Source organism: Bacillus sp. FSL R7-0685, from assembly GCF_038002425.1.
GTDB lineage: Bacteria > Bacillota > Bacilli > Bacillales > Bacillaceae > Bacillus > Bacillus subtilis.
On sequence record NZ_JBBOCN010000001.1, the window covers coordinates 3,025,001 to 3,040,538 of the forward strand.

At 44.3% G+C, this 15,538-nt stretch carries 14 protein-coding genes, 2 rRNA genes and 2 riboswitches (1 of these 18 only partly in view); of the genes, 6 read left to right on the top strand and 10 right to left on the bottom strand.

Features of this window, described 5'->3' with window-relative positions; translation table 11 throughout:
• Both MKY50_RS15870 and MKY50_RS15875 read right to left on the bottom strand, forming a co-directional pair.
• Positions 1 to 771 (bottom strand): 23S ribosomal RNA (locus tag MKY50_RS15870); it reaches 2,157 nt to the left of the window's first position.
• A gap of 170 nt (positions 772 to 941) precedes the next feature.
• Positions 942 to 2,491, bottom strand: a 16S ribosomal RNA gene (locus MKY50_RS15875).
• The 16S and 23S rRNA genes sit together here, the layout of an rRNA operon.
• Positions 2,492 to 2,893: 402 nt before the next feature.
• A riboswitch (TPP riboswitch) is annotated at positions 2,894 to 2,995 on the top strand.
• Between the two features lie 99 nt (positions 2,996 to 3,094).
• Between MKY50_RS15875 and thiT the strand changes: the two genes are divergently transcribed.
• Positions 3,095 to 3,673: an energy-coupled thiamine transporter ThiT gene (gene thiT, locus MKY50_RS15880; protein ID WP_003228966.1), complete on the top strand. Its 579-nt coding sequence runs from the start codon at positions 3,095 to 3,097 to the stop codon at positions 3,671 to 3,673.
• A 41-nt stretch (positions 3,674 to 3,714) separates the two neighbouring features.
• Here thiT and MKY50_RS15885 read toward each other — a convergent pair whose 3' ends face one another.
• The 3 genes from MKY50_RS15885 to MKY50_RS15895 are packed head-to-tail and all read right to left on the bottom strand — an operon-like array spanning position 3,715 to position 6,328.
• Complete coding sequence (locus MKY50_RS15885; protein WP_029318517.1) at positions 3,715 to 4,236, bottom strand: GNAT family N-acetyltransferase; 522 nt, start codon at positions 4,234 to 4,236, stop codon at positions 3,715 to 3,717.
• 17 nt (positions 4,237 to 4,253) lie between these two features.
• Positions 4,254 to 5,783, bottom strand: a complete 1,530-nt coding sequence (floT, locus tag MKY50_RS15890; protein WP_014480656.1) for a flotillin lipid rafts scaffold protein FloT — start codon at positions 5,781 to 5,783, stop codon at positions 4,254 to 4,256.
• 20 nt (positions 5,784 to 5,803) lie between these two features.
• On the bottom strand, positions 5,804 to 6,328 hold the full coding sequence (locus MKY50_RS15895; RefSeq protein ID WP_026113746.1) for an NfeD family protein: 525 nt from the start codon (positions 6,326 to 6,328) through the stop codon (positions 5,804 to 5,806).
• A 167-nt stretch (positions 6,329 to 6,495) separates the two neighbouring features.
• On the opposite strand from MKY50_RS15895, the gene MKY50_RS15900 reads away from it, so the two are divergent.
• Positions 6,496 to 6,984 carry a DinB family protein gene (locus MKY50_RS15900; protein ID WP_003242867.1) on the top strand — a complete coding sequence of 163 codons (489 nt, stop codon included), beginning with the start codon at positions 6,496 to 6,498 and terminating at the stop codon, positions 6,982 to 6,984.
• A 5-nt stretch (positions 6,985 to 6,989) separates the two neighbouring features.
• Here the strand turns inward: MKY50_RS15900 and MKY50_RS15905 are convergent, their stop codons facing one another.
• The 3 genes from MKY50_RS15905 to betB form a co-directional block, all read right to left on the bottom strand.
• The gene (locus tag MKY50_RS15905; RefSeq protein ID WP_003228953.1) at positions 6,990 to 7,568 is read right to left on the bottom strand and encodes an MOSC domain-containing protein; all 579 of its coding nucleotides are present in this window, start codon (positions 7,566 to 7,568) and stop codon (positions 6,990 to 6,992) included.
• Between the two features lie 87 nt (positions 7,569 to 7,655).
• Positions 7,656 to 8,864: a choline dehydrogenase gene (gbsB, locus tag MKY50_RS15910; RefSeq protein WP_341117324.1), complete on the bottom strand. Its 1,209-nt coding sequence runs from the start codon at positions 8,862 to 8,864 to the stop codon at positions 7,656 to 7,658.
• Positions 8,865 to 8,880: 16 nt separating this feature from the next.
• On the bottom strand, positions 8,881 to 10,353 hold the full coding sequence (gene betB, locus MKY50_RS15915) for a betaine-aldehyde dehydrogenase (RefSeq protein WP_029318514.1): 1,473 nt from the start codon (positions 10,351 to 10,353) through the stop codon (positions 8,881 to 8,883).
• A 198-nt stretch (positions 10,354 to 10,551) separates the two neighbouring features.
• Here betB and gbsR point away from each other — a divergent pair, with 198 nt between their 5' ends.
• From gbsR to ktrB, 4 genes are all read left to right on the top strand, one after another.
• Positions 10,552 to 11,094 carry a transcriptional regulator GbsR gene (gene gbsR / locus MKY50_RS15920; protein WP_014480661.1) on the top strand — a complete coding sequence of 181 codons (543 nt, stop codon included), beginning with the start codon at positions 10,552 to 10,554 and terminating at the stop codon, positions 11,092 to 11,094.
• 196 nt (positions 11,095 to 11,290) lie between these two features.
• A complete protein-coding gene (gene bslA / locus MKY50_RS15925; protein WP_003243556.1) occupies positions 11,291 to 11,836 on the top strand; it encodes a biofilm surface layer hydrophobin BslA in 546 nt (181 codons plus the stop codon).
• A gap of 144 nt (positions 11,837 to 11,980) precedes the next feature.
• Positions 11,981 to 12,129, top strand: a riboswitch (cyclic di-AMP (ydaO/yuaA leader).
• 72 nt (positions 12,130 to 12,201) lie between these two features.
• On the top strand, positions 12,202 to 12,870 hold the full coding sequence (ktrA, locus tag MKY50_RS15930) for a potassium uptake protein KtrA (RefSeq protein WP_029318513.1): 669 nt from the start codon (positions 12,202 to 12,204) through the stop codon (positions 12,868 to 12,870).
• Positions 12,871 to 12,876: 6 nt separating this feature from the next.
• The gene (gene ktrB, locus MKY50_RS15935) at positions 12,877 to 14,214 is read left to right on the top strand and encodes a Ktr system potassium transporter KtrB (protein ID WP_080529717.1); all 1,338 of its coding nucleotides are present in this window, start codon (positions 12,877 to 12,879) and stop codon (positions 14,212 to 14,214) included.
• 36 nt (positions 14,215 to 14,250) lie between these two features.
• Here ktrB and MKY50_RS15940 read toward each other — a convergent pair whose 3' ends face one another.
• Together MKY50_RS15940 and lytG are read right to left on the bottom strand one after the other, a co-directional pair.
• Positions 14,251 to 14,514, bottom strand: coding sequence for a YiaA/YiaB family inner membrane protein (locus MKY50_RS15940; RefSeq protein WP_003222348.1), 264 nt, complete (start codon positions 14,512 to 14,514; stop codon positions 14,251 to 14,253).
• Positions 14,515 to 14,622: 108 nt separating this feature from the next.
• A complete protein-coding gene (lytG, locus tag MKY50_RS15945; protein WP_003228938.1) occupies positions 14,623 to 15,471 on the bottom strand; it encodes an exo-glucosaminidase LytG in 849 nt (282 codons plus the stop codon).
• Between the last annotated feature and the right edge of the window lie 67 nt (positions 15,472 to 15,538).

Sequence of the window (15,538 nt, forward strand, 5' to 3'; positions counted from 1 at the left end):
ATTCAGTGTTACCTGAACTTCACCCTGGACATGGGTAGATCACCTGGTTTCGGGTCTACGACCACGTACTCATGCGCCCTATTCAGACTCGCTTTCGCTGCGGCTCCGCATCTTCTGCTTAACCTTGCACGGGATCGTAACTCGCCGGTTCATTCTACAAAAGGCACGCCATCACCCGTTAACGGGCTCTGACTACTTGTAGGCACACGGTTTCAGGATCTCTTTCACTCCCCTTCCGGGGTGCTTTTCACCTTTCCCTCACGGTACTGGTTCACTATCGGTCACTAGGGAGTATTTAGCCTTGGGAGATGGTCCTCCCGGATTCCGACGGAATTTCACGTGTTCCGCCGTACTCAGGATCCACTCAGGAGAGAACGAAGTTTTGACTACAGGGCTGTTACCTCCTATGGCGGGCCTTTCCAGACCTCTTCATCTACCTCGTTCCTTTGTAACTCCGTACAGAGTGTCCTACAACCCCAAGAGGCAAGCCTCTTGGTTTGGGCTAATCCCGTTTCGCTCGCCGCTACTCAGGGAATCGCATTTGCTTTCTCTTCCTCCGGGTACTTAGATGTTTCAGTTCCCCGGGTCTGCCTTCTCATATCCTATGAATTCAGATATGGATACCACTCCATTACGAGTGGTGGGTTTCCCCATTCGGAAATCTCCGGATCAAAGCTTGCTTACAGCTCCCCGAAGCATATCGGTGTTCGTCCCGTCCTTCATCGGCTCCTAGTGCCAAGGCATCCACCGTGCGCCCTTTCTAACTTAACCGTTAAAAAGAATCACTATGTGATATCTTGTATTACTAATTGAATGTGATGTCTACTGTTATCTAGTTTTCAAAGAACACGTTTCGAAGGAATGATCCTTCAAAACTAAACAAGACAGGGAACGTTCTGTTTATAAGACCCAAGGTCTTATATTCCGTATAATATCCTTAGAAAGGAGGTGATCCAGCCGCACCTTCCGATACGGCTACCTTGTTACGACTTCACCCCAATCATCTGTCCCACCTTCGGCGGCTGGCTCCTAAAAGGTTACCTCACCGACTTCGGGTGTTACAAACTCTCGTGGTGTGACGGGCGGTGTGTACAAGGCCCGGGAACGTATTCACCGCGGCATGCTGATCCGCGATTACTAGCGATTCCAGCTTCACGCAGTCGAGTTGCAGACTGCGATCCGAACTGAGAACAGATTTGTGGGATTGGCTTAACCTCGCGGTTTCGCTGCCCTTTGTTCTGTCCATTGTAGCACGTGTGTAGCCCAGGTCATAAGGGGCATGATGATTTGACGTCATCCCCACCTTCCTCCGGTTTGTCACCGGCAGTCACCTTAGAGTGCCCAACTGAATGCTGGCAACTAAGATCAAGGGTTGCGCTCGTTGCGGGACTTAACCCAACATCTCACGACACGAGCTGACGACAACCATGCACCACCTGTCACTCTGCCCCCGAAGGGGACGTCCTATCTCTAGGATTGTCAGAGGATGTCAAGACCTGGTAAGGTTCTTCGCGTTGCTTCGAATTAAACCACATGCTCCACCGCTTGTGCGGGCCCCCGTCAATTCCTTTGAGTTTCAGTCTTGCGACCGTACTCCCCAGGCGGAGTGCTTAATGCGTTAGCTGCAGCACTAAGGGGCGGAAACCCCCTAACACTTAGCACTCATCGTTTACGGCGTGGACTACCAGGGTATCTAATCCTGTTCGCTCCCCACGCTTTCGCTCCTCAGCGTCAGTTACAGACCAGAGAGTCGCCTTCGCCACTGGTGTTCCTCCACATCTCTACGCATTTCACCGCTACACGTGGAATTCCACTCTCCTCTTCTGCACTCAAGTTCCCCAGTTTCCAATGACCCTCCCCGGTTGAGCCGGGGGCTTTCACATCAGACTTAAGAAACCGCCTGCGAGCCCTTTACGCCCAATAATTCCGGACAACGCTTGCCACCTACGTATTACCGCGGCTGCTGGCACGTAGTTAGCCGTGGCTTTCTGGTTAGGTACCGTCAAGGTACCGCCCTATTCGAACGGTACTTGTTCTTCCCTAACAACAGAGCTTTACGATCCGAAAACCTTCATCACTCACGCGGCGTTGCTCCGTCAGACTTTCGTCCATTGCGGAAGATTCCCTACTGCTGCCTCCCGTAGGAGTCTGGGCCGTGTCTCAGTCCCAGTGTGGCCGATCACCCTCTCAGGTCGGCTACGCATCGTTGCCTTGGTGAGCCATTACCTCACCAACTAGCTAATGCGCCGCGGGTCCATCTGTAAGTGGTAGCCGAAGCCACCTTTTATGTTTGAACCATGCGGTTCAAACAACCATCCGGTATTAGCCCCGGTTTCCCGGAGTTATCCCAGTCTTACAGGCAGGTTACCCACGTGTTACTCACCCGTCCGCCGCTAACATCAGGGAGCAAGCTCCCATCTGTCCGCTCGACTTGCATGTATTAGGCACGCCGCCAGCGTTCGTCCTGAGCCAGGATCAAACTCTCCGATAAAGTAGTTTGACTGACTACGCACATCGCTGTGCGATTTTTAAAAACTGAATTAACAGGTACGTTTTGTCTTGTTTAGTTTTCAAAGATCATTTCGTTACTTCTCAATGAAGCAGCTTTACTAATATAACATTCAGCTTCTTTTTTGTCAACAACTTTTTTCAAGTTGTTTTGAAGCATCTAGTTTGTGTCCGCTGTGCATCAGCGACGTTTAATAATATAACACCTGTATTTATTTATTGCAATAGTTTTTTTAAAAAAATCTATAAAACAAATAAACTATAATCCTCGCCATGATTTCTAAAGCGTGTGTATCATATAAGTTTCTTAAAAGAACATATACATCAGTCATGTGATCTTGTTGTTTTTTTCGTTTTCTTGTATAGTAGAAACGAACTAAATACTGATGACCACAAGGGGAGCATTAAAGCTGAGAGTGAGCGGTTTCGTTCTGACCCTTTGAACCTGTTAGTTAACGCTGGCGTAGGGATGTGGCAAAGTCAAATGAATTGCAGATCGTAAAGCAGTGCGTGGAACTTTTCTCATCCTTCCGCGTGCTGCTTTTTTGTTGTCCTTTTGGTTGTCTGTCAATGGAAGGAGATAGATATGAATCAATCTAAGCAACTGGTTCGCCTTATTGAAATTGCCATTATGACAGCGGCAGCCGTTATTTTAGACATTGTCTCAGGAATGTTTCTTAGCATGCCTCAAGGAGGCTCGGTCTCCATCATGATGATTCCGATCTTTTTAATTTCGTTTCGCTGGGGTGTCAAAGCAGGTCTTACTACAGGTTTGTTGACAGGTCTAGTACAAATAGCAATCGGAAACTTGTTTGCTCAACATCCTGTACAGCTATTGTTAGATTACATTGTCGCTTTCGCAGCAATCGGCATAAGCGGCTGTTTCGCTTCTTCTGTCCGTAAAGCCGCTGTATCAAAAACAAAAGGGAAATTGATTGTTTCAGTGGTCAGCGCAGTTTTTATCGGCAGTTTGCTGCGCTATGCCGCGCATGTCATTTCAGGAGCTGTGTTTTTCGGCAGCTTTGCTCCAAAAGGAACACCGGTATGGATTTATTCTTTAACTTATAATGCGACTTACATGGTTCCTTCATTCATTATTTGTGCAATTGTCCTATGTTTATTATTTATGACAGCACCCCGTTTGCTTAAAAGTGACAAAGCGTAAAAGTAACAATCCCCCAGCGAATTCCGCTGAGGGATTGTTCGTTATCTGTTAAGAAGTGTTTTTAAAGCTGAAAGATCCGGCCAGCCAAGACCTACTTCTTTCAGCCTTACTCCGGCAATTTCAAAGTTGTCCTCCGCTACTCTTTCAGGTGAATAGGCCTGATAAAATATAATTGAGGGATTCTGCTCAATAACCCAAACAAACATACTTGAAAATCCATGTTGAAGCAAAAACTCCGCTCCTTTTGCTAAGAGCGCCCTGCCTGCACCTTGCCGCTGGCGCTCTTCCAGAAGATAAATAGCGTATAACTCGCCGTCATAGCCTTCTTGTTCAGAGCGAATAGGTCCAAATGAAGCAAAGCCGAATACTGAATCCATTTCGTCCTGAGCAACAAATACTCCTTTTAACGAGCGACTTTTCCATTTGTCTTCAAATTCCTTATAGTTCAGGCTGTTTAAATAATCAATCGGGATAATTTCGTGGTATGTTGTCCTCCAGCTGTCTACATGCACTTTTGCAATACCCTTTATATCCTCTAACTTCGCTTCACGTACAGTTACCATACGGTTCTGTCCTTTCCTTACTCTGATTTTTGGACCGTTTTGGCTTCTTTGATTTCATTTGTTAATTCATTGATGCTTTGTTTTACGTTTCCTTTTCCTGAAAAGTTCTCAAGCATTTCTTTTACATCGATTCCCGAGGATGCTTTTAAACTTTCTTGCAGACTTGACATTAAGTTCGTCGCATAGCTGGTTACTTTGTTTGCTCCGCTTGATTCACCGCTTCCTCCTGTATCGACAACGGTGATTTTATCAATATTTGAAAGAGGTGCCGCTGCTTGTTTCGCGTATTCCGGAAGCATTTTGACAATCATATCGAAAATCGCCGCCTGCCCGTACTGTTCAAAGGCAGCCGCAATTTTCTCTTTTGCTTCCGCTTCTGCAAGACCTTTCAGGCGGATAACCTCTGCCTCTGTCTCTCCTTTCGCTTTTTCTGCTTCTGCTTTTGCTAGCCCGTCAATTCTTACTTTTTCCGCCTCAGCCTTTGCCATTGCTTCAATACTGTACTTCTTGGCATCGGCTTCCGCGAGCTGTTTGGCTTTCTCAGCTGCTGCGGACTGCTCAACAGAATAACGGTCTGCATCGGCTTTTTTCTTTACCTCTGAGTCGTATTGACGTTCACGGCGAAGAATTTCTTTTTCTTCTAGCTCTATTTGTTTTTGGCGTTCGATAATTTTAACCTGCATTTCCTGCTCTGTGACTTGCTGGCGCGCTCTGGCAGTCTCTAAATCATATGCCTGATCGGCATTCGCTTTTGCCGTATCTTGTTCTCTGCGGAATTCAGCCATTTTGAGCTGATTGAGTTTTTCAGCTTCAGCGATTTCCGTCGCCCGTTCAAGTTCTGATTTTTTTGCGTCTTTATCGGCTTCTGCCCGCTTAATTCGGGTTTCTTTATCAGCCTCTGCTGTTGCGATATCAGCATCGCGTTTTACTTGGGCAATTCTCGGTTTCCCTAATGATTCAAGATAACCGTTTTTATCACGAACATCTTTAATGGTAAACGAGACGATTACAAGCCCCATTTTCGCGAGATCCTGTGAAGCGACACGCTGCACCTCTTGAGAGAATTTTTCTCTGTTTTTATAGATTTCTTCTACTGTCATTGAGCCGAGAATGGAACGAAGGTGGCCTTCTAAAACCTCCCGCGCTTCCTGCTCACGGTCGTCTTTTGATTTCCCTAAAAATTGTTCGGCCGCTGTAGCGATTTCTCCTATAGAACCGCCGATTTTAATAATCGCAGTTCCATCGGCCATTACTGGCACTCCTTGTTCTGTATAGACTTCAGGTGTCGAAACATCGAGTTTGCTTGATAATAAGCTTAGCGGCTCTGCCTGCTGGAAGACGGGAAGGACAAAGGTTCCTCCGCCGCGGACGATTTTAATACGGTTGCCGCCTTCATCGACATGAACATTTTTATTGCCCAGATAGCTCCCTGTTACAATTAACGCTTCATCAGGCCCTGCTGTACGATACTTCGTAATAAACACAGCTATTAGTGCAATTAATAAAAAGAATACAACTCCGATGATCATTATAATCGGCATTGTCATATCAAATTCCTCCTTGTATGTTAAATGGGTTCATGCGGAGTAACCGAAAGAACTCCGTTGTTAATATCTACGACTAACACCGTTGTCCCGTAACTGATCTGCTGATTATCAAAACTGACCGCTGACTTTGAAATGGTCCCGCCTATCCCTTCTATGACCACTTCACCAAACCCGTCAACCGGCACAGCTGTAATCACTTTACCGAGTCTTCCTCTGAGATCATCTTCTCTATATGCCAATGATTCTTCTGCAGATGATAATGGTACCAGTACAAAGATGTGAAGCAATACCACCAGCATGATTGAAAGGATGCAAGATAAAAGCGCAATCAGCAAGCTCGACAGAGGCAATACGAGTTCACCTATATATCCGCCCGCTGAAAAACATGTGAAAAATGAGAGCACTAATGTCGGATTAAGAAACGGAATGCCTTCTGGCAGCCCTGCAAATACATCTCCGAAAAACAGGAATAACAGCGTAAGGCTGCCCGCAATAATAAGCGTATAAAGATACATTGTTTGTATAGGTACTCCAAATAACTCCAATTTCCTCATCCTTTCTTCATCAATGCATTGATGAACGGCTGCCGTTACCATTTATACGAGACACCCCGGGAAAAGTTTCAAAATTTTAAGACAAATAACCCGTTTGAAGTGCTTTATAAATGATAATTGCTTATATATATGGTAATGTCATTTTAGGAGGAGATATGATGAGTATCTTTAATGAAGCCAGATTAGAAACGTGGAACGAATTGAAAGGACTTTCTGACGAAAAGCTGAACCAAAAGCCTTCTGCTGAAGAATGGAGCATACGGGAAGTTCTTGACCATTTGAAAAAAATCGATATGACCGCACAAAAAATGTTGAAGGAACGTGTAAAGGACGCTCCGATTAAAGAAATTGAAGAAAAACCGCTTGAGGTAGCACAGGACAGAAATAATAAACGGAAAGCCCCGAGTCATCTTGAGCCTGCGCATGATTTTATTTCAGGCAGCCAAATGAAACGTGAGCTTGATGTGGTAAGAGAGCAGCTGACTGCTGCGATTGCCTCTCTGAAAGAAGAAGATTTTGAAAGAGTGCTTCCGCATCCCGTGTTTCAAGAGCTGACTGTCAGACAGTGGATCGATTTTATCGGCCATCATGAAAAACGGCACCTCAGCCAAATGAAAGAAATTAAAGAAAAGATAGAAAGGGCCTGATTTAATCAGACCCTTTCTGCTTTTCGTTTGACTTTTCGCTGATAGGAATGAACTTCTATTTCATCACCTGTGTAAACAGCACCAGGTCTCTCCACAATACAGACAATCCCTCTAATGCCCAGTGCGTGGCGGACGAAAGCCGGCGCCAGCTTCGGTTGGTCCGGATAATAAGACTGAATGACTTCTCCCGGCTGGATACACGGATCATTTTCGCCCTCACACAGCAGAGCCGCTCCGCTCGGAAAAATAATCCGGCTTCCTTCTTTTAATGAAGTAAGATCTGGCATACCGCTGACTGCCACATTCGCCCCGAGCCATTCCGGCAAAATTCTCGGCACTCCCATTTTTAAAGCGATTTCGTTGCATTCCTCTATTGAAACAATTGAAATTTGTCTGCGGTTGAAAATTTCAGTCCCTCTTGAAAACATTGGTTCTCTGGCTCCCGCTTTTTTGGTCAGGCCAAAATGCAAGTCGCCGGGGATGCCGCCATAATCAAAATCAAGCTTGTCCATTTGCTTTGTTACGAAGCTTTTTGTATCTGCGATATATAAGCCTTCCGCTTTTGCAGTCATACGCTTCCACATCAGCTGGCACCTTCTTTCTTATCTAAAATTTCCACCTATGCTTCATTATCCCAAAAAATCCCGCTCTGTAAAGGAGCGGGATTTTGATTATACCGTTTTAGGCGTAAGGTTAAAGCAGCGCTTGTAGATCCAGTTGTATGCTTTTTCATTTAAATCTCTAGGGTTTCCGAAGGTTTGCGGATCTTTCATTGCTTCTTTAGACAAGCGTTCGATCATATCAGGTGATACTCCCTGCTCTTCTAAAGTCGGCACTTCTAAATCTTCGACCAGATCATACATCCAATTGACAGATGCTTTCGCAGCTTCTTCTGTTGTCATCTTGCTTGTATCAATACCGAACGCTTTCGCAATACGCGCAAACTTCTCAGGATAGCCCTTCCAGTTGTATTCCATGACAGGGCCCATCATCGCCGCTACACATTGGCCGTGAGCGACTGGGATAATACCGCCAAGCGTTTGGCTCATCGCATGAGCCGCGCCCGCTGATTCACTTCCGTAAGAAAGACCGGCAAGCATCGCTGCCTGCGCCATTCCGTACCTCGCTTCCAGATCCTCTCCGTCAGCAAATGCCCTCTTAATGTAATGAGCGGCATACTCAATCGCCATTAGGGCAACCGCATCCGTGATTGGCTGTGCAAATTTCATTGTATAGCACTCAATGGCATGGGCGAGCGCATCAATTCCCGTCATAGCTGTTACATGCGGAGGCATTGAAACATGAAGCTCAGGATCAATGATGGTCAAGTGCGCTGCAATCAGCGGACCGCCCGTGTTGAATTTGAATTCTCTTTCTTCATCTGTGATAACCGCCCATTGGGTTACTTCTGATCCTGTTCCAGCTGTAGTGGGAATTGTCGTCAGCGGAGGAATGCGGTTTTCCAGCGGTTTTTTCCCATCTGCCGCTTCATAATCAAGCACGCTTCCTTCGTGAGTCGCTTCTACTCCGATTGCTTTTGCTGTATCCATGGAGCTTCCGCCTCCGACTGCCACCAAACCATTACAGTTCTCTTTTTTGTAAAGCTCAGATCCTTCATTCACCAGACGGACAGGCGGGTTTGGCTCAACTTTATGAAAGAGCACCACTTCAATGCCTGCTTCTTTAAGTGATTCGATTACAGGATTAGCAACACCGGCTTTATAAATCCCTGGGTCTGTGACAAGGAGCGCTTTTGAAACGCCCAGTGCAGCTACTTCCTCACCCGTATGCTTGATGGCTCCGATTCCATGCTTAATCACAGTCGGAATTTCAAATGTGTGGAATTTCTGCATGCTTTCTACCTTCATATTTAATGTCATCATCAATCTCCCCCTCTTATGAATTGAACCAGTTAACCGCTGCCGGTTTTGTATTGCGGTATACATGTTTGACTTCTGTGTATTCTTCAAGGCCTATTTTTCCAAGCTCGCGTCCGAACCCGGATTGCTTATATCCGCCCCATGGCGCTTGTGCAAAGTACGGATGAAAATCGTTGATCCAAACGGTTCCCATTCTCAAGCGGGCAGCTACCCGTTCGCACTTTTCAATGTCTTTTGACCATACCGCTCCAGCCAAGCCATAGATGGTATCATTCGCAAGCTCGATTACCTCTTCTTCAGAGCTGAAGGTTTCGACTGTCAATACAGGACCGAAAACCTCTTCCTGAACGATTCTCATGTCAGAATTACAGTTTGAGAAAATAGTAGGTTCATAGAAAAAGCCGTTTTGAAGCTCAGGATCTTCCGGGCGTTTGCCTCCTGTCTCCAGCTTCGCGCCTTCCTCTATTCCGATCTCAACATATTTTTCTACCTTTGCCCTGTGCTCCGCCGAAATAAGCGGACCGCTTTCTGTCTCAGCATGAAAACCGTTTCCGAGTTTTATGCGTTTTGCCCGTTTGACCAGCTCCGCCAAAAATTGATCATGAATGGCATCCTCAACAAGCAAGCGGGAACCTGCAGAGCATACTTGGCCGGCGTGGAAAAATACAGCGTTTAAGGCCTGATCAACCGCAACTTCTAAATCCGCGTCCTTGAAAACAATATTTGGGTTTTTCCCGCCAAGTTCAAGGGCGATTTTTTTGACGTTTCCGCTTGCCGCCCGCATGATTTTTTTGCCTGTTTCAATTCCGCCCGTAAATGAAATCAAATCGACGTCTTTGTTTACGGCAAGCTCGTCGCCCACTGTGGCTCCCGGTCCAAGAACAAGATTTGCAACACCTTTTGGAACACCGGCTTCTTCCATCAGCTTAAAGACTTTGATTGTCGTCAGCGGCGTAATCTCACTCGGCTTCATGACGATTGTGTTTCCTGCGGCCAGTGCAGGGGCGATTTTCCAGCTCGCTTGAAGGAGCGGATAATTCCATGGAGTGATCTGGCCGCAAACCCCGATTGGCTCCCTAATAATTTTGCTTTCTGAATCAGGAATCGGAGATGAAATGATCTCTCCGCCATCTTTGTCTGCCAAGCCGGCGTAATATTGAAAAACATTGGCGATATCGTCCATATCGGCCTTGCTTTCTTCGAGTGTTTTTCCTGTATCAAGAGATTCAAGCTCAGCCAGCTCCTCAAGATCGCGTCTGATTAATTCCGCAATTTTCAGAACAATTTTCCCGCGTTCAAGCCCGGATAGCGCAGACCATTCTCCTTTGTCAAATGCTCTGCGTGCGGCTGCGATTGCTTTGATGGCGTCCTCTCGCCCTCCCTCGCTTACAGTTGCAATTTCTTCTTGATTAAATGGGTTGATAATACTGCGGATCTGTTCTTTTTCGGCACTGATCCATTCTCCGTCAATGAATAATGTTTGACTCATATAAGCCTCCTTGACGTAAATAAAGTTTGTTAAATAAAAATTTAATGTTTTTAACAACCTTAATCTAACACATGGTTTTTAAACTGTCAAAGTCCCATTTCGATTTTTCTTTTTGACTTTTCCTCATGTTTGGTTAAGATAAAGAACATAAAGAAATAACTTAACGAATTTAATTTTCTAAAGGAAAAGAGGGTCAGTATGGATGAAAATCCAGAATTTGCAGCTATAGAACAGGCTCGGGATCTTGTTATTGACTCCATTGCTGAAACGATGGATCTTTACGGAATTACCCGCAGTGTCGGGATTTTATATGGGACGATGTATATGAGGGATGAGATGACGCTTGACGAAATGCGTGAGGAGCTGCAAATGAGCAAACCAAGCATGAGCACAGGCGTCAAAAAGCTTCAAGACTTAAATGTAGTGAAAAAAACATTTCACCGGGGCATCCGTAAGCATACATTTGTGGCTGAGAAGGATTTCTTTAAATTTTTCACAAATTTCTTTCCGCCTAAATGGGAGCGGGAGGTTCAAGTGAATGTAGCAGCGATCGAGGAAGCTCAAGCTGATTTACAAAAGGTTTTATGCAAGGAAGATCTCGATGAGGATATCAAAAATGAAGCACTGCAGTTATATGATCAGCTGGAAAGCTCTAAAGCTTACTATGACTGGCTGAAACGGCTTGCTGAATCGGTGCAGACCGGAGAAATTTTTAAATTTATACCGATCGAAACAAAGTAAAGCAGAAAACGCCTGGGAAACCAGGCGTTTTTTTGATGTAACTACTACAAATTTGAAAAATACGGGAAAAACACCCCATTTACTTCCAAAATATTTGATGGTAATTTTATGTAGGTAAAATTTGTATTTGGCCTTCAGAGGAGGTGAAAAGCGGGCAGGCCTGTTTAATTTATCATTTTTTAGGGGGAATTTTGTTATGAAACGCAAATTATTATCTTCTTTGGCAATTAGTGCATTAAGTCTCGGGTTACTCGTTTCTGCACCTACAGCTTCTTTCGCGGCTGAATCTACATCAACTAAAGCTCATACTGAATCTACTATGAGAACACAGTCTACAGCTTCATTGTTCGCAACAATCACTGGCGCCAGCAAAACGGAATGGTCTTTCTCAGATATCGAATTGACTTACCGTCCAAACACGCTTCTCAGCCTTGGCGTTATGGAGTTTACATTGCCAAGCGGATTTACTGCAAACACGAAAGACACATTGAACGGAAATGCCTTGCGTACAACACAGATCCTCAATAACGGGAAAACAGTAAGAGTTCCTTTGGCACTTGATTTGTTAGGAGCTGGCGAATTTAAATTAAAACTGAATAACAAAACACTTCCTGCCGCAGGTACATATACTTTCCGTGCAGAGAATAAATCATTAAGCATCGGAAATAAATTTTACGCAGAAGCCAGCATTGACGTGGCTAAGCGCAGCACTCCTCCGACTCAGCCTTGCGGTTGCAACTAATGTAAAAGACCGGTTAACGCCGGTCTTTTTTGCGTTTTACCCTCCCCTTTTTCTCTAATTCCCGTTATCTTTTTTCTGGTTTAAAATTTAAATTGACAAACACTAGAAACAGGAGTAAATTCTTGAGTGTTCAATTTCATACAGTCTCTTTTACCGCTTAATCAAACACGAACGGGGGAACCAACGATTGGCTGTTTTATTAACAGCCTTGGGGTGAATCTTACTAAGTAAGAGGGGGTACTCTGAATCCCTAATCCGACAGCTAACCTCGTAGGCGTATACAGAGAGGAGGTCTATTATCGGCCATTCTTTGCAATGGTCTTTTTTGCTTCAAAAACGTTAATTCACTAAGGGAGATATGAACATTGGGAAGAATTAAAAATAAGCAATTTGCCGTGATCGGTCTGGGCCGGTTTGGCGGCAGCATTTGTAAAGAACTTCATAGAATGGGGCATGAGGTCCTTGCGGTTGATATCAACGAAGAAAAGGTCAATGCATATGCTTCTTACGCCACTCATGCGGTAATTGCCAACGCCACCGAAGAAAACGAATTGCTTTCATTAGGAATACGCAATTTTGAATATGTGATTGTTGCCATCGGAGCAAATATTCAAGCGAGTACGCTGACCACCCTATTATTAAAGGAGCTTGATGTTCCAAATATTTGGGTGAAGGCTCAAAACTATTATCATCACAAGGTGCTTGAAAAAATAGGCGCTGACCGCATTATTCATCCTGAAAAAGATATGGGAGTTAAAATCGCACAAAGCCTTTCAGACGAAAATGTTTTGAATTACATTGATCTATCTGATGAATACAGTATTGTCGAGCTGCTGGCTACGCGCAAGCTTGATTCAAAATCGATTATTGACCTGAATGTAAGAGCAAAGTACGGCTGCACGATCCTGGCCATTAAACATCATGGAGATATCTGTCTTTCCCCCGCGCCTGAAGACATCATTCACGAGCAAGATTGCCTGGTGATCATGGGCCACAAAAAGGATATTAAACGTTTTGAAAACGAAGGGATGTAGACAAAAGTGACACTTCAAAGGGATAAAGTGATCAAATGGGTTCGGTTTACACCGCCTCAAGTGCTTGCCATTGGTTTTTTCCTTACCATTATCATCGGGGCTGTCCTATTAATGCTTCCGATTTCCACTACGAAGCCATTGTCATGGATAGATGCCCTTTTTACTGCGGCTTCCGCTACAACTGTTACAGGGCTTGCTGTTGTCGATACCGGTACTCAATTTACGGTATTCGGGCAAACAGTTATTATGGGGCTGATTCAGATTGGCGGGCTTGGATTTATGACATTTGCGGTCTTGATCGTCATGATATTAGGAAAAAAAATCGGCTTAAAAGAACGAATGCTCGTCCAGGAAGCCTTAAACCAGCCGACAATCGGCGGTGTCATTGGCCTTGTCAAAGTCCTGTTTCTGTTTTCGATCAGTATTGAATTGATAGCAGCACTCATTTTATCCATCCGGCTTGTACCTCAGTACGGCTGGTCATCCGGCTTGTTTGCAAGTTTGTTTCACGCAATTTCTGCTTTTAACAATGCCGGGTTTTCGCTGTGGCCTGATAATTTGATGAGCTACGTTGGCGATCCTACAGTAAACCTCGTGATTACTTTCTTATTTATCACAGGAGGGATCGGATTTACGGTTCTGTTTGATGTGATGAAAAATCGGCGTTTTAAAGCTTTTTCTTTACATACAAAGCTCATGCTTACAGGAACGCTGATGTTGAATGCGATTGCTATGCTTACGGTCTTTATTTTAGAATACAGCAACCCCGGCACGCTCGGCCACCTGCATATAGTGGATAAACTGTGGGCGTCCTATTTTCAGGCAGTGACGCCGAGAACCGCAGGCTTCAATTCTCTAGATTTTGGAAGCATGAGAGAAGGAACAATTGTATTTACTTTATTATTGATGTTTATCGGAGCAGGAAGCGCATCAACGGCGAGCGGCATTAAGCTGACTACGTTCATCGTGATTTTAACATCTGTTATTGCTTACTTGAGAGGTAAAAAAGAAACGGTTATTTTCCGCCGTTCCATCAAATATCCGATTATCATTAAAGCTTTAGCTGTGAGCGTCACCAGTTTGTTCATCGTGTTTTTAGGGATTTTCGCCCTGACGATCACAGAACAAGCGCCATTTCTTCAAATTGTGTTTGAAACCTTTTCCGCATTCGGAACTGTCGGCCTTACGATGGGGCTTACTCCTGAACTGACAACAGCTGGCAAGTGTATCATTATTGTCATCATGTTTATCGGAAGAATTGGTCCTTTAACGTTCGTGTTTTCATTCGCAAAAACAGAGCAATCAAATATCCGTTACCCTGATGGCGAAGTGTTTACAGGGTGATATCAAAAAAATCCGGCGTGCAGTCGCCGGATTTTTTTATGATTCGATATGAGATTGATTTTGTCTTTTTTCCTGTTCCGCGATGATTTCGTTATCCTCCGCGTTATCACGGGTTACTTTTTGTGTAAGAATCGCACCAACTGCTACAAGTATCATAACAGCGATGTAATAACCTTTTTCATTGAGTTCCAGATTATCAGCATTATAGAGTCCGATACTAAACAAAAATACTCCCGCAAAAAAAGTAAAATAAGCTAATACTGTAAAGGCAACCGTGTTTCTGCGTCTATATTTCTGCACCTTTGTTCCCTCCCGAAAGCATAGTTAAAAAGTGATAACTTCCGTGGAATATTATACCTCAAATTCCCCAGAATGGAACAAAGAATTAAAAATACCAGTAAAAAGGGCTTAGGTTGCCTCCTTTATTTCAACAGCTGAATCATCAATCCAGCCAATAAGTTTATCATTGATTTGGAATTGGTACCATACAGACTGGCCTTTCTGTTTTTTAGACACAACCTTTATGTCTTTGCCGACGTAAGATTGGGCAGAGGTAAGCCTTATGGACCGATCATCAGTAGAAGGCTTGGACCATACGTCTTGAACGGCACTGTCTTTAATAGAGGCGTTTAAATCCACAGATTTGAGGGATGGATTTACCTCATCGTACTCATCTAAATCGTATTTTTCCACAATAGCGCTGATTTTGTCAGCGTAGTCAGGATCTGTAGCATATCCTGATGTTTGCAGGGCGGTTGCCGCTTCCTTATAATTCCCTGCCTCAAGCACCGGTTTATACTTCTTTTTATTCCACGATGTGCCACGGACGAACAATTGGGCATGATCATCCATAGATTCAAAAAACGTGCTGTATTTTCGAAACTTCGCGCGAATGGTTTTTCTTTTCCCTTTTTCAACTTCGTCCGTTTCCATCGTGACATGATGGCCTTTATAATTCCCTTTTACGCCAAAAAGGTTGTTGGCCTTAGCAGCCAGTTCACTGTTCCCCCAGTCCGATTCGAGAATGGCCTGAGCAATTGTGATGCTGGGGAGAACATGGTATTTTTCATACAAAATTTGGGCATGTCCGGACAGACTGTCTATAAATACTTGCTGTTCATCGATTTCTTCAGTTTCTTTGGATATTTCAATCGGTTTTGATAAAGTTGTCGCTAAAACAAACAGAGCTAGCGGAATCGATACAAGGAAAAATAGTGAAATCAAGAGTTTACGTTTTTTAAGTTTTTTACGGGCCATGAAAACCTTCCTTCGAATTAAAAGATTACGAATGTAAAAGAATCTACCTTTTAGAATTTTACTTGCA